18 protein-coding genes are annotated in these 21,065 nt (G+C 52.9%); 10 read left to right on the top strand and 8 right to left on the bottom strand.

The annotated features are described in order from the left end of the window. Nucleotide 1 precedes the first annotated feature (1 nt). From M0651_RS07250 to gyrA, 4 genes are all read left to right on the top strand, one after another. Complete coding sequence (locus tag M0651_RS07250; RefSeq protein ID WP_248551175.1) at nt 2-988, top strand: ABC transporter ATP-binding protein; 987 nt, start codon at nt 2-4, stop codon at nt 986-988. Then, nucleotides 981-1,970 carry an ABC transporter permease gene (locus M0651_RS07245; RefSeq protein ID WP_248551174.1) on the top strand — a complete coding sequence of 330 codons (990 nt, stop codon included), beginning with the start codon at nt 981-983 and terminating at the stop codon, nt 1,968-1,970. Before M0651_RS07250 ends, M0651_RS07245 begins: the two co-directional genes overlap by 8 nt. Nucleotides 1,971-2,044: 74 nt before the next feature. Beyond that, nucleotides 2,045-4,030: a DNA topoisomerase IV subunit B gene (parE, locus tag M0651_RS07240; RefSeq protein ID WP_248551173.1), complete on the top strand. Its 1,986-nt coding sequence runs from the start codon at nt 2,045-2,047 to the stop codon at nt 4,028-4,030. A 13-nt stretch (nt 4,031-4,043) separates the two neighbouring features. Continuing rightward, a complete protein-coding gene (gene gyrA / locus M0651_RS07235) occupies nt 4,044-6,482 on the top strand; it encodes a DNA gyrase subunit A (protein ID WP_248551172.1) in 2,439 nt (812 codons plus the stop codon). Nucleotides 6,483-6,540: 58 nt separating this feature from the next. On the opposite strand, the gene M0651_RS07230 is transcribed toward gyrA, so the two are convergent. Further along, on the bottom strand, nt 6,541-7,452 hold the full coding sequence (locus tag M0651_RS07230; RefSeq protein ID WP_248551171.1) for a LysR family transcriptional regulator: 912 nt from the start codon (nt 7,450-7,452) through the stop codon (nt 6,541-6,543). Nucleotides 7,453-7,608: 156 nt separating this feature from the next. Between M0651_RS07230 and M0651_RS07225 the strand changes: the two genes are divergently transcribed. Further along, entirely contained in the window at nt 7,609-8,676 is a 1,068-nt protein-coding gene (locus M0651_RS07225; protein ID WP_248551170.1) for a branched-chain amino acid aminotransferase, read from the top strand. A gap of 120 nt (nt 8,677-8,796) precedes the next feature. Beyond that, nucleotides 8,797-9,207: a MarR family transcriptional regulator gene (locus M0651_RS07220; RefSeq protein WP_248551169.1), complete on the top strand. Its 411-nt coding sequence runs from the start codon at nt 8,797-8,799 to the stop codon at nt 9,205-9,207. 62 nt (nt 9,208-9,269) lie between these two features. Here M0651_RS07220 and M0651_RS07215 read toward each other — a convergent pair whose 3' ends face one another. From M0651_RS07215 to M0651_RS07205, 3 genes are all read right to left on the bottom strand, one after another. Then, nucleotides 9,270-10,040 carry an RluA family pseudouridine synthase gene (locus tag M0651_RS07215; RefSeq protein ID WP_248551168.1) on the bottom strand — a complete coding sequence of 257 codons (771 nt, stop codon included), beginning with the start codon at nt 10,038-10,040 and terminating at the stop codon, nt 9,270-9,272. A gap of 2 nt (nt 10,041-10,042) precedes the next feature. Beyond that, entirely contained in the window at nt 10,043-10,906 is an 864-nt protein-coding gene (locus tag M0651_RS07210) for a class I SAM-dependent methyltransferase (RefSeq protein WP_248551167.1), read from the bottom strand. 138 nt (nt 10,907-11,044) lie between these two features. After that, nucleotides 11,045-11,884 carry a GNAT family N-acetyltransferase gene (locus M0651_RS07205; protein WP_248551166.1) on the bottom strand — a complete coding sequence of 280 codons (840 nt, stop codon included), beginning with the start codon at nt 11,882-11,884 and terminating at the stop codon, nt 11,045-11,047. Between the two features lie 142 nt (nt 11,885-12,026). On the opposite strand from M0651_RS07205, the gene M0651_RS07200 reads away from it, so the two are divergent. Then, the gene (locus tag M0651_RS07200; RefSeq protein WP_248551165.1) at nt 12,027-12,803 is read left to right on the top strand and encodes an ABC transporter ATP-binding protein; all 777 of its coding nucleotides are present in this window, start codon (nt 12,027-12,029) and stop codon (nt 12,801-12,803) included. A gap of 3 nt (nt 12,804-12,806) precedes the next feature. Here the strand turns inward: M0651_RS07200 and M0651_RS07195 are convergent, their stop codons facing one another. From M0651_RS07195 to M0651_RS07180, 4 genes are read right to left on the bottom strand one after another with little or no spacing between them, the layout of a single operon-like run. Continuing rightward, nucleotides 12,807-13,934, bottom strand: a complete 1,128-nt coding sequence (locus M0651_RS07195; RefSeq protein WP_248551164.1) for a GerAB/ArcD/ProY family transporter — start codon at nt 13,932-13,934, stop codon at nt 12,807-12,809. 25 nt (nt 13,935-13,959) lie between these two features. Further along, nucleotides 13,960-14,175 carry a hypothetical protein gene (locus tag M0651_RS07190; protein ID WP_248551163.1) on the bottom strand — a complete coding sequence of 72 codons (216 nt, stop codon included), beginning with the start codon at nt 14,173-14,175 and terminating at the stop codon, nt 13,960-13,962. 12 nt (nt 14,176-14,187) lie between these two features. Beyond that, complete coding sequence (locus tag M0651_RS07185) at nt 14,188-15,381, bottom strand: Ger(x)C family spore germination protein (RefSeq protein WP_248551162.1); 1,194 nt, start codon at nt 15,379-15,381, stop codon at nt 14,188-14,190. Beyond that, complete coding sequence (locus M0651_RS07180; RefSeq protein WP_248551161.1) at nt 15,378-16,973, bottom strand: spore germination protein; 1,596 nt, start codon at nt 16,971-16,973, stop codon at nt 15,378-15,380. The genes M0651_RS07185 and M0651_RS07180 overlap by 4 nt, the downstream gene beginning before the upstream one ends. 258 nt (nt 16,974-17,231) lie before the next feature. Between M0651_RS07180 and M0651_RS07175 the strand changes: the two genes are divergently transcribed. Genes M0651_RS07175 through M0651_RS07165 form a run of 3 tightly spaced genes read left to right on the top strand, consistent with a single transcriptional unit; the run spans nt 17,232 to nt 21,002 of the window. After that, nucleotides 17,232-18,734, top strand: coding sequence for a spore germination protein (locus M0651_RS07175; protein ID WP_248551160.1), 1,503 nt, complete (start codon nt 17,232-17,234; stop codon nt 18,732-18,734). Next, the gene (locus tag M0651_RS07170; protein WP_248551159.1) at nt 18,731-19,837 is read left to right on the top strand and encodes a GerAB/ArcD/ProY family transporter; all 1,107 of its coding nucleotides are present in this window, start codon (nt 18,731-18,733) and stop codon (nt 19,835-19,837) included. The genes M0651_RS07175 and M0651_RS07170 overlap by 4 nt, the downstream gene beginning before the upstream one ends. Next, nucleotides 19,830-21,002: a Ger(x)C family spore germination protein gene (locus M0651_RS07165; RefSeq protein ID WP_248551158.1), complete on the top strand. Its 1,173-nt coding sequence runs from the start codon at nt 19,830-19,832 to the stop codon at nt 21,000-21,002. Before M0651_RS07170 ends, M0651_RS07165 begins: the two co-directional genes overlap by 8 nt. Nucleotides 21,003-21,065: the final 63 nt, after the last annotated feature.

Genomic DNA, 21,065 nt, shown 5'->3' with positions numbered 1-21,065 from the left:
GATGGGAACGCGGCAGCCGATCAATGCCGAGCAGCACCAACCTGTATTAAAGGTACAGGGGCTCAAGAAAAAAATCGGCCGTAAATGGATCGTGCATGAAGTGAATTTCGAGGTGTATGCCGGGGAGATCTTCGGGTTTCTCGGACCCAATGGGGCCGGCAAAACGACAACGATCCGCATGCTCGTCGACTTGATCCGGCCAACCGCAGGCCAAGTGGACATTTGTGGATATGATGTGCAGCGAGAACCGGAGTTGGCGCTGCGCTTCGTGGGATCGATCGTGGAGAATCCCGAAGTCTACAGCTATTTGACCGGAAGGGAAAACCTCGAGCATTTCGCTCGAATGATTCCAGGCATCGATGCGAATCGGATCGAGGAAGTCGTGCGTATGGTGGGGCTAACGGGCCGGATTGACGATAAGGTGAAAACCTATTCGCTTGGCATGCGGCAGCGGCTGGGAATTGCCCAGGCGCTGTTAGGACGACCGAAGCTGCTGATCCTGGACGAACCAACGAACGGTCTCGATCCCAAGGGGATCAAGGAGATGCGCGGGTTTATCCGCAGGTTGGCGGAGGAGGGCATGGCCGTATTTGTATCGAGCCATTTGCTTAGTGAAATACAGTTGTTATGCGACCGGGTAGCGATTATCGGGCGGGGGCGCGTGCTGGCTGTCGGCAAAGTTGACGAATTGATTCAGGCGAATCGAAGTTTTGTGATTTGGGAATTGGAACCCCGGGAGCTTGGCGAGCGGCTGCTTCGTTCAACAGCTGGGGTCGGCGTAGTAAACGAAGCCGGAAACGTGCTGGACGATACGATCATGGCCGGGATCCAGAGGCAAGCGATTGTAACTCAAATGCAGCCGGAATTCATCCCTGGTCTAGTGGGGCGGCTGATTCAGGAGGGGGTTCAGGTTAAAGCCGTCCAGAAGGTTAATCCGACGCTGGAGCAGCTGTTCCTCGAGATGACGGAAGGTGAAAGCATTGAATAACATTTTTCCTTTAGTAAAAAATGAAACGATCAAGATGATCAAAAAGAAACGCTTTTATGTTATCTTGCTTGTTCTGATTGTGCTGGTCCCAATGTTTGCTTACGCACAACTGCGGCAGGCCGAGGATAAACGGGAAAAATTCGGGACGGACTGGCGCCGCGAGGTCCAGCAGGCAATCACCGACAACCAGAATTCGCTGGGTAGCGACCGGGTACCGGAAGAATGGAAGAAGTACCGCCAAATTTATATTCAGCAGATGAAATATTATTTGGAGCATGACGTGAATCCCAGAGAGCCGGGCGGTGTATCGTTTACCCGGGAGTTCCTAGATAACGCGGCCACGTTGTTCATTCCGTTGTTAATTATGGGCGTGGGCTCGGATATCGTATCTTCGGAGCGGACGGGCGGAACGGTTAAAATGCTGCTCACTCGGCCGATAAGACGGTGGAAAATCCTGCTGAGCAAGCTGTTAACCTTGCTGATGTTCGTGTCCTTAATTATCGTATCAACCTGTTTGATTTGTTATTTGATTTCAGGACTGTTTTTCGGTTACCGCGGATGGAATATGCCGGTATTTACCGGTTTTCAGCTAAGAGGGGCCGAGGTGGATATCTCAGGTGTACATGCGGTGCCCCAGTGGCAGTATATCTTCATGCAGGCGGGACTGATTTGGTTTGTCAGCATGGTGGTGGCGGCTTTGGCGTTTATGGTGTCTGTGCTCGTGCGCAGCACCTCGGCAAGCATTGTCATCATGATGGCGACGCTGATCGCCGGAAACATACTGACGAACATGGCTTCTTCATGGACGAGTGCCAAATACCTGTTCATGGTGAATCTCGGTTTAACGAATTATTTGGCGGGTACGCCGGCACCGATCGAGGGGATGACACTAGGTTTTTCGCTGGTTGTGCTGGCAGTTTGGGGGGCTTGCTCGCTCGTCGTTTCATTCCTTGTCTTTACGAAACAAGATATTTTGAATTAAAATGGACAAAGGCACCAAAACATCTGTTCGTTTACATACAGAGGTTTACTACAAGAAATAAAGGGGGAGCATGAATGGCCGAACAAATCGATTTGTTCGAGGACGTACCCGGCACAAGATCCGGAAGCTCGTCTTCGGGATACGACGCGGACGACATTCAAGTGCTCGAAGGGCTTGTCGCGGTACGCAAACGGCCAGGGATGTATATTGGCAGTACGAGCTCGTCGGGACTTCATCATCTGGTATGGGAGATCGTTGATAATGCCGTCGACGAGCATCTGGCAAAGTACTGCTCCAAAATCGACATTACGCTGAATAAGGACGGATCGGTCACCGTAATCGATAACGGCCGGGGGATTCCCACCGGCATGCACAAAACCGGTGTTCCAACACCGCAGGTCGTGTACACGATTCTGCACGCCGGCGGCAAGTTCGGGGGAGCAGGCTACAAGAAATCCGGCGGTCTTCATGGGGTCGGGGCTTCGGTCACCAACGCCTTGTCGGAATGGCTGGAAGTGCATATTTACCGGGACGGTAAGATTCACCGGATGCGCTTCGAATATTGGGTTGACGATCAAGGTATTGAACATGTCGGCGAACCGGTTACGGGGCTGGAGGTTCTTGGCAATACGAACAAGACCGGCACGAAGGTCACGTTTAAGCCGGATATTCGCGTATTTTCCGGTGGCATCGGATTAAATTATGATACGCTCGCGGAACGTTTACAGGAGATCGCTTTTCTGAATTCGGGCCTGAAGGTGACCTTGAAGGACGAGCGGTCCGACCGTTCCGACGAGTTTTTTTACGAGGGCGGAGCCAGCCAGTTCGTTCAATTTCTCAATGACGGGAAGGACGTACTGCATGACGTCGTCCATTTCTATGCAGAGCGGGAGGATACCGAGGTAGAGGTCGCGCTGCAGTACAATGCAGGCTATACCGAAACCTTGGTTTCCTTCGTTAACTCTATCCCTACTCGGGGCGGGGGAACGCATGAAACCGGATTCAAAACGGCGTATACCCGGGTGATGAATGAATATGCCCGGAAGAACGGTATCCTCAAGGAGAAGGAGAAGAACCTGGAAGGCAACGATTTGCGCGAAGGGATGATGGCCGTCATCAGCGTCAAGATGTCCGAGGTCGAGTTTGTGGGTCAAACGAAGGACCAGCTGGGGAGCGCGTCCGCGCGCAGCGCCGTGGAATCGGTCGTTGGCGAGAAGATGGCGGTGTTCCTGGAAGAGAACCCGCAGGTCGCCCAAACGTTGATTAAGAAGGCGGTACAAGCCTCTAAAGCGCGTGAAGCTGCGCGTAAGGCTCGTGACGAGATGCGTTCGGGCAAGAAACGGAGCGAAAGCTCAAACCTAGGCGGTAAGCTGACGCCTGCGCAATCGAAGGATTATACGCGTACCGAGCTGTTTATCGTGGAAGGCGATTCCGCCGGAGGGTCGGCAAAGCAGGGGCGTGATTCGAAGATTCAAGCGATTCTGCCGCTGAAGGGTAAGCCAATGAATCCGGAGAAGGCGAAGCTCGCCGATATCCTGAAGAACGACGAGTATCGGGCCATCATTTCGGCCATCGGTGCCGGCATTGGGCCGGAATTCGCCGTCGAGGACAGCAATTTTTCCAAAATTATCATTATGACTGACGCCGATACGGACGGGGCGCACATTCAGGTGCTGCTGCTAACGTTCTTCTACCGTTACATGAAGCCATTGATTGATGCGGGACGGGTTTATATCGCCCAGCCGCCTTTGTATAAAATCACGCGTCGTTCCGGTAAACTCGAGACGGTAAGGTATGCCTGGAGTGACGAGCAGCTGCAAAACTACCTGAAGGAATTCGGTAAGAATTTCGAGTTGCAGCGCTACAAAGGTTTAGGGGAAATGAACCCCGATCAGTTATGGGAAACGACGATGAACCCGGAAACGCGGACCATGCTGCAGGTGCAGATCGAAGACGCCGCCAAAGCGGAACGCCGCGTGTCTACGCTGATGGGGGATAAGGTCGATCCGCGCAAGCGCTGGATCGTGGAAAACGTGGATTTCACGGAGTTTGAGGAATAGAAGGTGAATTGATGTGAGCATGCTGGAAAACTTTTTGCCGGCGTTTCTGGAAGAGGTTGTAGGCGACCGCTTTGGCCGTTATTCCAAATACATTATTCAGGACCGGGCAATTCCCGATATACGGGACGGGTTGAAGCCGGTGCAACGGCGGATTTTGTACGCGATGTATGATTCCGGCAATACGCCGGACAAGCCGTACCGGAAGTCGGCCAAAACGGTCGGAGACGTCATGGGGAACTATCATCCGCACGGGGACTCTTCGATTTACGAGGGCATGGTGCGGATGGCGCAACCATGGAAAATGGGCCATACGCTGATCGACGGCCACGGCAACTGGGGTTCGCAGGACGATGACCCGGCGGCGGCGATGCGGTATACCGAAGCGCGCTTGTCGGCGATCGCGCTGGAGCTGCTGCGTGACATTGAGAAACGTACCGTGCCGTTCAAGGACAACTTCGACAACACGGCGAAGGAGCCTGTAGTGCTGCCGGCACGTTTTCCGAACTTGTTGGTCAACGGAGCCAGCGGGATATCGGCCGGATTTGCTACAGAAATACCACCGCATAACCTGCGTGAGGTCATCGATGCTTGTATCGCCTTGATGGAGAAACCCGAAATGACCCTAGAGGAAATTCGGTTGTTCGTGAAAGGACCGGATTTCCCGACAGGCGGTATCATCATGGGCGAGGAAGGCATTCAGGAAGCTTATCAGTCGGGCAAAGGCCGCATTTATCTGCGTTCGAAGACGGAAATCGAGACACTTCGCGGCGGGAAGCAGCAGATCGTCATCACCGAAATTCCTTATCAGGTGGTGAAATCCCGGCTCGTTACGGCGATGGAAAATATCCGTCTGGAGAAGAAAGTGGACGGGATCGCAGAAGTCCGAGACGAAAGCGGCCGGAACGGGCTGCGTATCGTTGTCGAGCTGAAGAAGGATGCGGATGCGCAGGGGATTTTGGCGTATTTGCTGAAAAAAACCGATCTTCAAGTCACTTACAACTTCAATATGGTGGCGATCGTCAACAAAGCGCCGCGCCTTCTGGGTCTCAAAGCGATGCTCGAAGCCTACATTGCCCACCAGCGTGAGGTTGTCACGTATCGGACGCAATATGAGCTGGAGAAGCTGGAGGACCGTGCACACGTATTGGAGGGCCTTGTCAAAGCGCTCAATATTTTGGATGAGGTCATTGCGGCAATCAAAGCCTCCAAGAACCGCCAGGACGCGCAAAACAACCTGCAATGGATGTTTGGGTTCACGGAACGCCAGGCAGATGCTATCTTGACGTTGCAACTGTATCGGTTGACCAATCTTGAAATCACGACGCTGCAGAAAGAACTGGAGGATATCCAGAAGAAAATCACGGTTCTGCGCGGCATACTGGAAAGCGATAAGAAACTGATTGCTTTGATCAAAAAAGAGCTGATCGAAATCCGCGATAAATACGGAATCGATCGCCGCTCGCACATCCAGGATGAGGTTGAAGAGCTTAAAGTGAATCTTGAGGTTCTGGTTGCCCAAGAGGATGTGCTGGTCACGATCTCGCATGAAGGGTACATCAAACGCACGAGCATGTTGTCGTTTACTAGATCCGGCGGGGAGCGGGACAGCTCCGGGGTCAAGGAAGGCGACTACATCAAGCATCTGCTGGAGCTGGATACGCTGCAGAATCTGCTGATCTTTACGCAGCGGGGACAGTACTTCCTCTTGCCGGTGCACCAGATTCCGGAGTTCAAGTGGAAGGAAAACGGGACGGCGATCGTCAACGTGATCCCGCTTGCCAAGGAGGACCGGATCATCAGCGTTATTCCGGTGAAGGGCTTCGATGAGAATCCGGAACTGAGTCTCGTGTTCGTTACGAAACACGGTCAAGTGAAGCGGACGGAATTGAAAGAATATGAGACGAAACGTTCCGGCGCGATCGCTGCTTGCAAAGTCGGCGACGGCGATGAGGTGCTGAGCGTTACCGTCAGCCGGAGCAACCAAGAGATCCTGATGCTGACGAAGCAGGGGATGGCGATCCGGTTTGCTGAAAGCGAAGTGAACCCGATGGGTCGCGTATCCGCAGGGGTACGCGGGATTAACTTGAAGGATGACGACGAGGTTGTCGCCGCACTATGGGTGGAAGGGGAAGAAGGCGAGGTTCTCGTTGTGTCGGAGCTGGCTTACGGCAAACGCAGCCTGCTGCTGGATTATCCGCTCCAAAGCCGAGGCGGAAAAGGCGTACAGACCTTTGAGTTTAAGGAAGGCAAACGCGTCAAGCCGAACGGCAACCGTCTCATCGGCGGGATTCACTGCAAAGAGCCGGTGCTCTTGCAGGCGGTCACGAAGGAAGGGAAGATGCACGCGTTCAGCTCGGAGGAGGCTCCGTTAGCCGATCGGAAATCGATCGGGAAAGCGCTGATGCCGGTGGACAAAAACGATGAGGTCGTTGATCTTTTCGTCAAAGAATAAGTGATATAACTCCGGGGAGCGCAACAGGCTTGCCCGGAGTTTTTTACACCCGAGTGGATTACAGTTTAGAAGCAGAGGCGGATGGATGGGCGTCATCATTTGTCAGGTGCCGGATAAACGCCTGGAGCGTGGGGTCCATAAACGTACTGCTGCGGTACACCAATCCAACGTTCTTGCGCGGAACTGGTTCTGCCAGCGGGATCACGGTGATCTCACTGCGGCGGTTCGCACCCGTCAACGTCTGGGCATAGGAGGCAGGTAGCACGGTACCCCCGACATGATGGAGGACCATCTGCACCTGCGATTCCATCGTTGATAGTTCCATAACGGGTCGGATCTCAATGCCTTGTTCGGCGCAGGCCGTATCGAGCAGCTGCCGAACGTAAAACTTCGGCGGGAACAGGACAAGCGGCAGCCGGGCCAATTGCTCCAGCGTGACCTCTGGCAGCTCGGCGTACGCGTGCAGGGCGGAGACAGCCAACACCAGCTCCTCGTCATAGAGCGGACGGCTGATGATTTGCTCGTCTTGAAGCGGCAGAAATACGACGCCAAGATCCAGCTGGTTGGCAAGCAGTCCTGCCCGCGTTTCCTCGGTGGCCAGCTCGAGCACCGTCAACGCTATGCCGGGGTGTTGGCGATGGAAGGAGATCAGCTTGCTTTCCAGCAAGTGATTGCCGGAGCAGCCAATGCGGAGCTGGCCCCGCTGGACGCCGCTGATCTGCCCGATTTCCAGCTTCGCCTGCTCCACTTCATAGACGACTCGGCGGGCATGCTCCAGGAGAATGGAACCCGCTTGGGTCAGATAGTTTTTTTTGCCGACGCGGCTGATCAATGCGGTCCCGAGCTCCTGCTCCAGCAAGCGGATCTGGTGGCTAAGTGTGGGCTGGGTAATCCCCAGTCGTTCTGCGGCTTTGGTGAAATGCAAATCCTCACCGACCGCAATGAAGTATTCCAGCAGACGATGCTCCATTCTGGATCCCTCCGTTTCTTTTCATAGATATTGTCAATGATTATAATCGAAACTATGTTATTGATCAATGAACATGGAATCGGTATAGTGAAAGACAGGGAATCTAATGATTCGTACGATTCGTAAAAACCGATATTGGAAAAGAGGAAATGAACCATGGAAAAATGGCCCATCACGTTAACAAGTACCAAGAAAGTGAAACCAGATGCCGATCGTCTGGGCTTTGGGAAGTATTTTACCGATCATATGCTGCTCATGGATTACTCGGCAGGCCAAGGATGGCATGATCCGCGTATCGTTCCGTATGGTCCGATTTCGCTGGATCCATCGGCGATGGTGTTCCATTACGGGCAAGAAGTCTTTGAAGGAATGAAGGCGTACCGGACGCCGCAGGGAGAGCTTGTGTTATTCCGTCCGGACATGAATCTACGCCGGTTGAACCAGTCATGCGCCCGCATCGGCATTCCTCAGGTCGATCCAGAGGAAGTGCTTGAGGGCATCAGCCGTCTTCTCTTGCTGGAGGAGGAGTGGATGCCGGAAGGCGAAGGCAATTCTATGTACATCCGTCCCTTTATCATCGCTACCGAATCAGGGCTTGGTGTGCGGGCAGCCCAAGAGTACCGGTTGATTGTCATTTTATCTCCGGTTGGGGCTTATTACCCGGAAGGCATTCACCCGGTCCGCATTTATGTAGAGGATCGTTATGTTCGGGCCGTTCGCGGCGGGACCGGGGAAGCGAAAACCTCCGGGAATTATGCGGCAGGAATCAAGGCGCAGGAAGACGTCAAGTCGCTTGGCTTCTCCCAGGTGCTTTGGCTTGATGGAATCGAGAAACGGTATATCGAGGAAGTTGGCAGCATGAACGTGTTCTTTAAAATCGACGGAGAGGTTGTTACCCCTGAGCTCAATGGCAGCATTCTGGCCGGGGTGACGCGCGATTCGGTGATCCGTTTGCTTCGCGAATGGGGCGTACCGGTGAAGGAACGCCGGATCTCCGTTACAGAGTTGTTTGAAGCCCATCAGGATGGTCGGCTTGAGGAAGCATTCGGCACCGGCACCGCAGCGGTTATTTCTCCGATCGGCAGCATGAAATGGGATGATCATGATATCGAAATTGCCGGAGGCGAAACCGGGGAGTTGTCCGCGAAACTTTACGATACGCTGACGGGAATTCAACGCGGAGAACGTGAAGATTCGTTCGGCTGGCGGTATTCCGTCCGTTAAAACATGCACGGGAATCTCCTACCGGCCATCAACCATTGGATTATTGCGCAAAGCCAGCAGGAATTTGCCAAGGAAGCAGCGAATGATCTAAAAGGTGATGTAAGGCAAGGAGGGATAAGATTGCATACCGCTGAATTTGCCAGATTGCTTGATCTCATCGTGAAGGATTATCAGGCCCACATGGAAGAGGAGCTGGCTCCAACGCTGACGACGTCGCAATTGACCGTTCTGGAGCTGCTGGAGCAGCAGGGCAATCTGAAGCCGTCCGATTTGATCCCGTTTCTCTCCACAACGCCGGCCGCAGTGACGATGCTGCTTGACCGGATGGAGAGGGGCGAGTTGATCCGCCGCGATCGGGACGAAAACGACCGCCGCAACGTATGGGTGTCGATTACTGATAAAGGACAATCGGAAGTAGAACGAGGCATCGCTGTCCGCAACGCTTATTTAAGCGGCGTATTGGACCGCATCTCCACCCATAATCAACAATTGCTTGTTTTTTTACTGGGCAAAATCTCCGGAACGAAATAAGAAATGGTGTCAATAAAGGCGGGACGCTAGGGTGATTGAATCCATCCTAGGCATCCCGCCTTTTATATTTCCATTCCGTTCTCCCCGGCCTGCAGCAGGGCAGCTAGCTGAGTATACATTCCATCCTCCCATAGTTCCCAAGGGTATGCATGCGGCGGGAGGGAGACCAAATCGACAGGCTCCTTCGTTACAGGGTGTGGAAAACCGACATACAGCGACCAAAGTGCAATTTGTTGCCCCGGCTTGTTCTTTGCCACGCCATATTTCTGGTCGCCATACAAGGGACAACCGATCCGGTTCATTTGCACACGGATCTGGTGCGGTCGGCCGGTGTGCAACTCCACCTGCACGAGGCTCAACCGCTCCGCTGCAGAGCTGCCAAGCACTCGGTAATCTAACCGAGCCTCCTTAGCGCCCGGCGTCCCGGCAGGGACAACCGACACCGTGTTGGTGCGCTCATCCTTGAGCAGCGTATCGGTCAATCGGCCCTGCGGCTGCGGCGGTGTTCCGTGCACGACGGCGACATACGTTTTGCTGAACCGGCGGCTGCGTACCGTCTCGGCCAACCGCGATGCGGCTTTCGACGTCTTGGCGAAGATCATTGCGCCGCCGACAGGGCGGTCCAGTCGATGCACTAGCCCGAGATACACGTTGCCGGGCTTGCCATACCGCTCCTTGATATCCGCCTTCAGTAAATTCAGCAGATCGGGGTCGCCGCTGGCATCCTCCTGAGTCGGGACGTTCACCGGTTTCTCAATGCCGAGCAGGTGATTATCCTCATAAAGGATCGCCATCGCCGGCTGTCCCGAGGTCCGCTTGGCTTCGGAGTCCATGGTTATTCCTCCCAGCGACCGAGAATGCCGCAGGGGAGATGAAGCCCCGAGCGGGTGATCGGCAGTCCCAATTCGCCTGCGGAGATTCGTCCGCCGTACTGCTTCTTGACCGTCATCGAAAGCATGTTGTTCAGTACGGTCGGAGAAATGCCGGTCGTATACGAGTTGATCAGGAAGAAGAGCGGCTTGTCCGACAGAATGGACAAACAAGACTCCACAAAGGGGTAGAGGCTGGTCTCCAGCTTCCACATCTCACCGCCGGGGCCGCGCCCGTAGGACGGTGGGTCCATGATGATCGCGTCGTAGCGGTTGCCGCGCCGTTGCTCCCGCTGCACGAATTTGAACACGTCGTCCGTGATGAAGCGAACGGGACGATCGGCCAACCCGGAGAGCGCCAGGTTCTCTTTGGCCCACTGGACCATCCCTTTGGCGGCGTCAACGTGGACGACGGAAGCGCCTGCTGAAGCCGCCGCCACGGTTGCGCCGCCGGTATAAGCGAACAGGTTCAGCACCTGGATCGGACGTCCAGCACCGGCGATCTTGTCCATCATCCAGCGCCAGTTGGCCGCTTGTTCCGGAAACAATCCGGTATGCTTAAAATTGGTCGGGTGAATGTAAAATTTCAGCCGGTCATAAGAAATCGTCCAGCGGTCGGGAATTTGCTTCTTCATTTCCCACTGTCCGCCGCCGGAGGAGCTGCGGTGATAATGACCGTGCACCTCGCGCCACTTGTGATCCTCATCGGCAATCGGCCAAATGATCTGCGGGTCGGGGCGGCGCAAAATGACGTCGCCCCAGCGCTCCAGCTTTTCTCCGTTTCCGGTATCCATGATTTCATAATCCTGCCAATCGTTTGCTACGTACATGCGTTGATCCTTCCTTCCGCCGCCTCATGCGGCCAGCCCCTTCGGGCATATCCATTGTTCTATTGATTCGGTAGTTATTGTACCTTATTTTTCTATTCGCATGCTACCTTCTTGGAACACTCTATGTAATATCGCTCGTTATCGCATATAAGCATAGTAGTCCTGAGACCGGCGGACTTGAAATCCGACTTGTTGATACAGTTTCATGGCTTGGGGGTTATTTAGCGCCACCTCAAGCCAAATGTCGTAAGCGCCGGCCTTTTCGCGATCTACGACCTGACGCAGGGCGGAGCTGCCGATGCCTTGTCCCCGGCGGGAAGCAGATACAACAAAACCGTAAATCCAAGCCTCTTGATCGCGCCGGGAAACGCGGATTTTGCCGACAGCTTCGCCCTCATGAATAATCAGTACATTCTGGCTGATTTCATGTTCGGTCAAAGTTTCGTAAAACTGCCGGGTTTCCTCTGCGGTAAGGCCAAACCCTTCTTGATCGAGGCGAGCAAGCAACGGCCGATCTGCTTCCTTGGCTTGACAGAGTGTGACAGGGGCGGCAACAGGCGGCAGGTTCGCCGAAACTGCCTCCAAGTCATAATTCATCTGGTATTCGCTGAAGTCAAAACGGCAAGGGTAACCCGCTAGAAACTGCCTGGCTGTTTCAGAGTTGCCGGGAGCATTCAACAAAATGGTCGAATACGAAACCACGGTATCCGAATGGAGTCCGCGACGGAGTAATGCGGTGAATAGACCTTGTCTGCGATAATCCGGATGAACCATGCCGCAAACCTCCAGTGTGTTGCCGAACGGATACAGCCCCAGGAAGGCAATCAACTGACCCTCGCGGAACTCCACCAGTTCTGCCGCGCTTTCTTCCTTACGGGCGTGGAGCGTATCCCAATTCAACTTCAAAGCAATGCCGTCGTGCTGCTCGACGAGGCGTTGGAGGGCTTCCACGTCAGCCCAAGTCCAAGTTGGATGCATGATGCCTCACTTCCTTTCACTAGTATTCTAGCTGATCGGTAGTGAATTGGCACGCATAATCATCACCGGCGTGCTTGACAAACCGTAGAGACGGGGGTAGCTTGAGAGTACTGCAAACCTACTTTTTTCGGAGGTAATCGTGATGAACATCATTGAGATGAACCAGGTGACTTGGTTCCGAGAAGGAAAAGCGGTTTTGAACGGCATCGATTGGTCGGTCCGGGAGGGCGAGCATTGGGCGATGCTGGGCTTAAACGGTTCCGGCAAAACGACGCTGCTGAACATGATTAGCGGCTATCTCTGGCCGACGTCCGGCGAGATCAGCGTGCTGGGGAACCGATTTGGCGAAGTAGATTTGCGGGAGCTGCGCAAAACGATCGGGTGGGTCAGTTCTTCGATGCAGTCCAGGCTGCACGGGGAGCAGAAGGCCGAGGATCTCGTCGTGAGCGGCAAGTTCGCAACGATCGGACTCTACGAGAAGCCGAGTTCTGAGGATTATGACCGGGCCGCCACCTTGATGAACCAGCTGCGCTGCAGCCATCTGCATGGCCGCACCTACCAGACCTGCTCCCAAGGCGAGCAGCAAAAGCTGTTGATCGCCCGGGCGTTGATGGCTTCCCCGAAGCTGCTCATTTTGGACGAGGCGACCAACGGGCTGGATTTCATCTCCCGGGAAGGGCTGTTGGAAAGCATCGCGCAACTGGCTGCCGCCCCCGACACGCCGCATATGCTGTATGTGACGCATCATACCGAAGAAATCTTGCCGATATTCAGCCGTACCTTGCTGCTTCGGCGAGGCGAGGTGTATTCGCAAGGAAAAACGGCCGAAGTCCTAAACGAGACAGGGTTGTCCGACTTCTTCGAAACGCCGGTCGCCTTGCGGTGGAATCAGGAACGGGCTTGGTTGTCGACGAAATAAGCCTTAACCCGCCGGGGTTCTCTCGGCGGGTTTCGTTGTTTTTGGCCTTGGTGACTTGGTGCGTATGGCTCCCATCAGCCAATAAATGGCCGGAATGAGAAATTCGGCGATATACAAAAGCGGCGAACAGTCCCGGGACAGAAATTGGTAGATTTCCGGCGGGGTTCTGGCAATGGATATGGCGTATATGGAAACAAAGGCGACAACCGGCAAGGTGAAAGGCTTATGATCCTTAACGCCGGTCAGCTGGGCGAGGCAAATGACCGCCGTAAAAACAATAAACGAAATCTTCACGAAGATGCTGGTCAACCACAGGATGATTAAGATCGGATCCATCGTTTCGATAAACGAACCGACGCGAATGAATCGTACCAGTTCCATGTCAGGGTACATCAGATTGGCTCCCAGGTTTGGCCCAAAGGTCAGCAGAATCGGAATAAGATGCAACAAGATGAACAGAAGCGAAGTGCCTGCGGCCCAAAAGAGTGTGCGATAGACCCTTTTCGGCGCTTTTAAATACGGGAAAAGAAGGAACAAGAAGGCCATCTCCCCAAAAATAGCCATGGTTTCAAAAATGCTGGGCCACATTTCTTGCATCGATAAGTGAGTGAACAAAGCGTTGAACATATCCAACTCCATCTCCTGGAACCCGATGAACGGAATAAAGAAGAAGGCGACCGCAAAGAGGAGAAAGAAGCCCTCCGCCGTCCGGAATATCGTCGAGATGCCGCAGCGTACGGCATAGGAGACGCAAACTCCGAAGATGGCTACGACGGCCCATCCCGGCGTACCGATCAAATACTCCGAGAGTAAAAAGTCGGTGAGCTCTCTTAAATCGAGAGCGGCGAGGAAGAGATGGGTCAGCAGGAGGTAGAGGATGAAAAAGATATGAAGGGGGCGGCCCACCAGCTTGCTCCCATATTGCACGAGGAACTCGTCAGGGCGGGAGGAGCCGACCTTGTATGCTGGATAGGCTAACAGCAAGCCGAGCATGCCGCCCAGCAAGATGGCGACCGGCGTGGAGTATTTGCTTCCCCCGATCAGCATCCCCGAGTAAAAGGCGATGACCGTGGTGAAGAGTTGTAAGCTGTAAAGCGTGAATATCTGATTGGATGTAATGTTTTTGAGCATGCTTTCCGCCTCCTATTGTCCCGTATCAAAACAATCTGCCTAGCATCGTCTCACTTAAATAGCGGAACAAGACGGGGAGATTCCACCGGTCCTTCAGTTTAAACACGACCTCTGAGATCAAGAAAAAACCGATTGAGACGAGTAGTACGGTAATTCGGGTTCTCAGCTTGACCCCCTCATTTTTCTGCATAAACCAGTCCGCCAGCATTATCAGCGTAAACAGGATACCAATCCATAACACGCCTATCCCTCGCTATCTATTGGTTTCGTGGACCACCGAACGATATACGCCGCCCGTACGGTTGAGTTGAATTTCAACGTCAACTTCAATCGGGAGTTCTTTGGCGTAGAAATTTTTCCATTGATCCCGCATCGAATGCCAGATTTTCGGATATCTCCAATCCAGGTATTGGCTCATGATAAAAGCGTCGGATCGGGCTTGGCGGGTCTTGTCAAGCACGCCGATGAATTCTTCCTCCACCTTTTTATTGAGGATCTCCTCCAATTGTTGAAGGACTTCCGGGTCCTTCAAATCGATGTAAGAGAGCGAAGTTTCCACGAAAGCTTTGGCGCTGCTCTTGATTCGAAACGAGAGTTGATCGCCTCGCACAACCGGATCGATGCTCGTCTTGATCCCTTCGATGAAGAAACTCATTTCCTTCTCGTCGCTGGGTGAGGCAATGGTGATCGTCGTATTTTTGAGCTGGGAGCTGATCCAAAGCGCGGTCCGATGCTCGGTTGGGGATAGCTCAATCTTCGCCATCTTTCCCCCGCTGAATATCGCCGCGCCGCCGGAACCCATCCAGCGGTTTTTCTTGGGGTCTTCCATCGCCACCCCCGGCAGTTCCCCGAAATTAAGCAGGGGAATGAGGATATCCCCGCCCTGGTACAGCGCCAGTTTGTAATCCTTTACGGTCGTGTCCAAGGTATAGTGGTTGTTGACGTATTTGCGCAGGATATCGCTAAGGATTCGCTCAAATACCATCGGGGAACGCGTAATTTCTTTAACATTGCGAGGCGTTATGAACAGACTCGCGCTGAGTCGGAACGAAGGTTGGCGAAATACGAATTCGACGACCTTGTCCAAGCCTTGCTCTGCCTGTCTTCGGCCAACCACGATGATGCGGGTTTGCCCGAAAGAGATGTCGCGGGGCAAGTCGACTTGAATCAAATTTAAAGCCTGGCTTAGGTTATCCGCACGTTTCGTCACGAAGCTGAACGGATCCCCCTGGGGTTGTCCCGTGCCTCCGGCCTGTCCCGGAATCATGCGGTTAGGCAGCGGTACTCCGACGGTCAGCTCCGTCTGCCCATCTTCCGTCAGATCGATCAGTACGGTATTTACGAACGCGCGGTTGTTTAGCTCCTCGGCAGACCAACATCCGCCTACGCCAATGAAGAGCAAGAACACCAGCGTTGCCGTTACGATTGCACGATGGTTTCTCGTCACTCCAGATCACCTTTCTCCTTTACCCAAGCCCGTGGATCATCGGTTTGGCGGACTTGGTTGTTCGTGAGCTGTACCGGGCGTTTGTTCATCTTCCACCAGGGAGCCCGAAGAAACGTATCGCCCAAATCTTCGGTAACGAGCGGGGCGATCGGGGAGAGGTAAGGCACCCCAAAGGATCTCAAATTCACCAAATGAATGTAGATCAGAATCATCCCGCAGGTCACGCCGTATAGGCCGAACATCGAAGCTAAGATCATGATCGGAAAACGCAGCAGCCGTAAAGCCAATCCTAAATCGAAATGGGGGATGATAAACGAAGCAATCCCCGTCAAGGACACGATAATAACCATTGCCGCCGAGACGATGCCTGCTTGGACCGCAGCCGTGCCAATGATTAATGCCCCGATAATGGACACGGCTTGCCCGATCGACTTGGGGATCCGGATCGAGGCTTCGCGGAGCGCTTCAAAAGCCAGCTCCATGGCAAACGCTTCCCATAATGCCGGAAAAGGGACGATTTCTCGGGAGGCGGCAACCGTAATAAGCAGCTGCGCCGGAATCATCTCCGGATGAAACGTAGTCACTGCAATATAAATCGATGGAAGCGTTAAGGAAGCCAGTACGAAAAAGTAACGGATCCAGCGGATCCAGTTCGCCGCGATATAACGCTGGTAATAATCTTCGGCCGATTGAAGCAGCATGGGCAGCGTCACCGGTACGAGCAACACAATCGGTGTACCATCCACGAGGATGGCAATTCGCCCCTCCAAGAGCGCAGCACTGACGACGTCGGGGCGTTCCGTGTATTGAATCTGCGGAAACGGCGAATACGGGTTATCTTCGATGGTTTCTTCCAAGTAGGCTGATCCGAGAACTCCGTCCATATCGATGTGGGATAGTCGCCGCTTTATTTCTTCCAGCAATTCCGGCTTGCAAACGTTCTCGACGTAAGCCAGCACGACACTGGTTCGTGTTTCCCGGCCTTTGTTGATCGAGGGTGTCTTGAAGTGCTTCGATTTGATTCGGCGGCGAAGCATCGTCAGGTTTTTCTCGAGATCCTCAATAAAAGCTTCCCTCGATCCTCGAATGACGGATTCGTTAGGTGCTTCGTCGATTCCGCGGGTCGGGTAAGCCGAAATGGAGAAAGTCAACATCCGCTTGTCCCCGTCGATCAACAGCAACGCTCCGGCGTTGAGCACGGCCTGGACCGCTTGATTCATTTCATCGATGACTTCGGCTTGGGACACGCTCAAAGCTTTGTCCTCAAACAGGAATTGATAAATATCTTTCTCTTCCAGCTGCGCGGATTCCCGCTGGAGGCTTCGGACGATAAATTGCTGGGTCGTTTCCTGCGCTATCATGCCGCGCACATAGACCAAAGCACAGCGCTGCCCGGAGCTGATCGTAAATTCCCGATATATGATATCCGAGCTGTCCTTGAGCTCCTGCTTCATCCAATTCAGCCGCGCCGACAAGCTTTCGCCTGAAACGGGGCCGCTCGAATCCGTATGGCTTGGGGGATTTGCCGGAGTCTTTCTGGACGTTCCCCCTCCGGAGAGCTTCCGGCGCTGCAGCTTTCTGATGAAAGGCATGGAACCTCCTCCTTCCTCGTCCGATGATTCCCAGTTAAGATGCACCAGTTGCAGGAAATTTATTCTTTTTCCCCATACAGGGGGAGGTCTATGAAAAAGGAATGGGGATTATTTTCGGAGCAAGTTGGTAATAAAGGGTAACGACATCAGAGATAATCAGACTATTGGGGATGAGCCATTATGCCAAGATTTATGTTCCGGAATCATCAAATCAAACGAATTCTTCTCCGAAAGGACGGAGCATCGCGGGGAGAGACCATGAATTCGGCCGAATTCGGCGGCAGTGTTCATGAAGCGATTGCGAGAATCGTCCGCATCCTGGATGCTCCGGACGATCTGGTTACCCGATTTGTCAGCGGCGGAGACGGAATCCCTCCATGCGCGATCCTTTGCATCGCGGGGTTGTCGGATTTGAATATGATCAACGAACAAATCGTGCCCTCCTTGCAACAGGCATTCTCCGCAATTGGGCATACCGGGAAGATGTCCGGAAAGGAACTGTTTAGTCTATTAAACAAGCAATTTTTATCCGTTCAAAAATATAAAACAACCCAATCGCTCGACGATATTCTGGTCTCCGTGTTGTCGGGGGATACGGCGTTGTTTATCGACGGCTTGGACCAGGTGCTGTTGATCGGCAGCAAGAAATGGACGGGGCGGAGCGTGGAGGAGCCGCAAACGGAAGCGTTGGTCCGCGGCCCGCGCGAAGGCTTCAATGAGAGCATTGAGACGAATATCATTCTCTTGCGACGAGCGATCCGCGACCCGAAGCTGCGATTCGACACTTACCGGGTCGGAGCAAGAGGGAAGAAAGAGATGGTTATCGCCTATATCGACAACATCGTGCATCCAGACCTCATTCAAGAGGTCAAGCGGAGAGTGGAGACGATCGATATTGACGATGCGCCGGAGAGCGGAACGATCGAACAGCTGATTCAGGACAGCTTCCTATCCCCGTTCCCTCTGATTTTGCATACGGAGCGCCCGGATAAAGTCGCCTCTGCGGTTCTGCAGGGCAAGGTTGTGATCCTGCTTGACGGTACTCCGTTTGCGCTCATTATGCCAACCACGTTCGCCTCGTTAATCCAATCTCCGGAGGATTATTACGAACGTTGGCATATCGGGTCTTTGATCCGTATGTTGAGGTATTTTGCGGTGGTGATTTCATTAACATTTCCTTCGCTTTATATTGCACTGGTCTCCTTTCATCAGGGGATGATTCCGTCGAAATTGGCTTTTTCCATTGCTGCCGCACGGGAAGGCGTCCCGTTCCCGGCCGTGGTCGAGGCTTTTCTAATGGAATTTACGCTGGAGCTGCTTCGGGAAGCCGGGGTTCGCTTGCCGAAGCCGATCGGTCAAACGATCGGGATCGTGGGGGGGCTAGTCATTGGAGAAGCTGCGGTACAGGCGGGAATCGTCAGTCCTATTATGGTGATAGTCGTAGCAGTAACGGCGGTAGCTTCCTTTGCAATTCCGTCCTATAGCGCGGGAATCACCTTCCGAATGCTGCGTTTTTGTACCATGCTTGCCGCCTCCATGTTCGGCCTCTACGGGATCATCATGACGATTATCATGATCTGCATTCACATGTCCAGGCTGCAAAGCTTCGGCGTACCTTACTTTACGCCGATGGCCCCCTTTTTCTCGAGAGATTGGCGAGATATGTTGATCCGGGCGCCGTTAACGATGTTGGCCAAACGGCCGGAATTTATGCAGACACAAGATGAGCAACGAATAAGTGATGAAAGGGGCGGCCAATGAAATCTTTTGAGTACGGTGATAGAGAAGTAGGTACCACTGAAGTATTCGCATCGGTTGCCAACATGGTCATTGGCTTTGGCGTGCTCACGCTTCCCCGTACAACCGTTAAATTGACTGGATCGATTGACGGATGGATGTCCATTTTCATTGGCGGAATGGGCGCGATCCTGTTTACTTGGATGGTTAGCAAGCTGATTTCGCGCTTTCCGAAGCAAAACCTCTACGAAATCGCCGGCAAGGTGATCGGTAAACCTTTGGCGGTTTTCTTTACTTTGCTGTTTGCCGTATACATGCTGACCTTCGTGAGTTACGAAACTCGAGGAGTAGCCAGTATCTCCCGAATCTACTTGTTTGATCGTACTCCAATTGAAGTGATCTGCCTGGTTTTCCTGCTTGTGCTTGTTTATGCTGTTGCAGGACCCAGCGTGGCTTTGTTCCGATTGAACATTGTATTTCTCCCGATCGTGATCTTGTTGTTGGTGGTTTTGATACTGATGAACATCAGTTTCTTTGATATGCGCAATCTCAAACCTCTCTTCATTACCGATTGGCGAGATATCGTGTTCGCTTCAAAGGAATCGCTTTTTTCATTTTTCGGCTTTGAGACTTTGTTATTCTATAATACGGTCATCAATCGGCCTAAAAAAATCGTCAAGGCCTCGTTACTAGGCATGTTAGTTCCGTTCGCGATGTATTTACTGGTGTTTTTCTTTACAATCGGTGTCTTCGGACCCGAGGTTACGGCCAGCGCACTTTATCCTACTGCCGAGTTAGCCAAGCAGGTGGAGGTCCCCGGCGGATTTTTCGAGCGGTTCGAATCGATCTTTTTTTCCGTATGGGTGCTTACCTTGTTCAGCACGGCGGCGATGGCCTTTGACGTCACGATCCAAGCGCTCGAAGCTGTTTTCAAAAAAGCAAAGCGCATTACACTTGCGATCTGGTTGAGTCCGATCGTATTCTTGATCGTCATGCAGCCGCAAAATCTGATCGAGATTCAACGATTCGGAGAATGGATCAGTTATGCCGGAATTGGGTTAGGCATGTTATTGCCGACTATTCTACTTCTATTGTCATTGCTGCGGGGGGTGAAAGGGCGTGCGTAGGTACCGTGCCGGTATGCTGGTCTTGTTAACCTTACCGATTCTCGCGACCGGCTGTTGGGATCGGGTTGAGATCGAAGAAAGGGGATTCGTGGTAGGCGCCGGGATCGATGTCGCTGAGGAGGAGCAAGCGGAGAATGGAAAATATTTATTGACGTTTCAATTTGTCGACCCCGGCGGATTGCAGTCCAAGGTAAGCGGAGGTAAAGGAGGGAGCAAAGGAGAAGCGTATTTCAATTTGTCTTCTGCGGGAAATACCATGTTCACCGCAGCTCGGAATATGTCCTATCGGACGAGCCGAAGCCCCTATTTACAACATAACCGTTTGATCCTCATTTCTGAAGAACTCGCTTTGCGAGGTGAATTTGTCAAAACGCTGGATTTGTTTCTTCGGGATCATGAAATGAGACGAGCCACCAAAGTGATGGTGGCTGAGGGGAAAGCAAGCGAACTGCTCAAGGTTAAACCCAAAAATGAGAAGATTCCGATTATGTATTTTGAATCGACGGCGGAGAATCCTCCCAAAAGCTCTAGAATTTATCCCCCGACGAATATTGGAGACGTACAATCCTTTATTCTATCCAAAACAAGCTTCGCACTCCCGAAACTTAGCAAATTGGAGGATGAAGTGTCCGTTTCCGGATCGGCGGTATTTGACGGCGCCTCTCAAACGCTGAAAGGATTCCTGAATGATCAAGAAACGTCAGGGCTTAACATCCTGCGGGGAACCGCTATGGAGGGCGTGTTGGAATTCAAGATGAATGACGATTATCTAGCCTACGAAATCAAAGGGCTGAAGCGTAAGATTCGAGCAGATGTTTCCGATCCCGAGCATATCCGGTTCACTCTATTTCTCGAGATGGAGGGGAATATTGGCGAAACTCAGGATCGGATCAATCTGTTAAAGCAATATGAAGTGTCGGAAATCGAACAGAAAACCGCCGACGAATTGTTCAAATTGACCACCTCCACGATCGAGAGAGTTCAACAAAACTTCAAGGTGGATGTCATCGGCTTGGGAGATTATTTAAAGCAGCAACACTACTCGGTATGGAAGAAGATCAAAGACAATTGGGACCGAGGGGATAATATTTTCGCTCAAAGCGAAATCGTTGTCGAGGCACGGGCAGAGGTTCGGAATGTCGGTTCGACGGTGGAAACCAAATAATTGAACGCTGTGAGGTGATTGCTATGTGGAATCTATTGTTGGACCGGATTCCAACGATGAGGA

It is taken from the genome of Paenibacillus mellifer, from assembly GCF_023195895.1.
GTDB lineage: Bacteria > Bacillota > Bacilli > Paenibacillales > Paenibacillaceae > Fontibacillus > Fontibacillus mellifer.
Note: the sequence above shows the minus strand (reverse complement) of the source record. Positions and strands in the feature narration are given on the sequence as shown.

Bases quoted from the DNA above. Each gene is read 5' to 3' on its own strand.
- M0651_RS07250 (WP_248551175.1), top strand. From the start codon at position 2: ATGGGAACGCGGCAGCCGATCAATGCCGAGCAGCACCAACCTGTATTA.
- parE (WP_248551173.1), top strand. From the start codon at position 2,045: ATGGCCGAACAAATCGATTTGTTCGAGGACGTACCCGGCACAAGATCC.
- M0651_RS07230 (WP_248551171.1), bottom strand. From the start codon at position 7,452: ATGGAGCATCGTCTGCTGGAATACTTCATTGCGGTCGGTGAGGATTTG.
- M0651_RS07225 (WP_248551170.1), top strand. From the start codon at position 7,609: ATGGAAAAATGGCCCATCACGTTAACAAGTACCAAGAAAGTGAAACCA.
- M0651_RS07215 (WP_248551168.1), bottom strand. From the start codon at position 10,040: ATGGACTCCGAAGCCAAGCGGACCTCGGGACAGCCGGCGATGGCGATC.
- M0651_RS07210 (WP_248551167.1), bottom strand. From the start codon at position 10,906: ATGTACGTAGCAAACGATTGGCAGGATTATGAAATCATGGATACCGGA.
- M0651_RS07205 (WP_248551166.1), bottom strand. From the start codon at position 11,884: ATGCATCCAACTTGGACTTGGGCTGACGTGGAAGCCCTCCAACGCCTC.
- M0651_RS07200 (WP_248551165.1), top strand. From the start codon at position 12,027: ATGAACATCATTGAGATGAACCAGGTGACTTGGTTCCGAGAAGGAAAA.
- M0651_RS07195 (WP_248551164.1), bottom strand. From the start codon at position 13,934: ATGCTCAAAAACATTACATCCAATCAGATATTCACGCTTTACAGCTTA.
- M0651_RS07180 (WP_248551161.1), bottom strand. From the start codon at position 16,973: ATGCCTTTCATCAGAAAGCTGCAGCGCCGGAAGCTCTCCGGAGGGGGA.
- M0651_RS07175 (WP_248551160.1), top strand. From the start codon at position 17,232: ATGAATTCGGCCGAATTCGGCGGCAGTGTTCATGAAGCGATTGCGAGA.
- M0651_RS07170 (WP_248551159.1), top strand. From the start codon at position 18,731: ATGAAATCTTTTGAGTACGGTGATAGAGAAGTAGGTACCACTGAAGTA.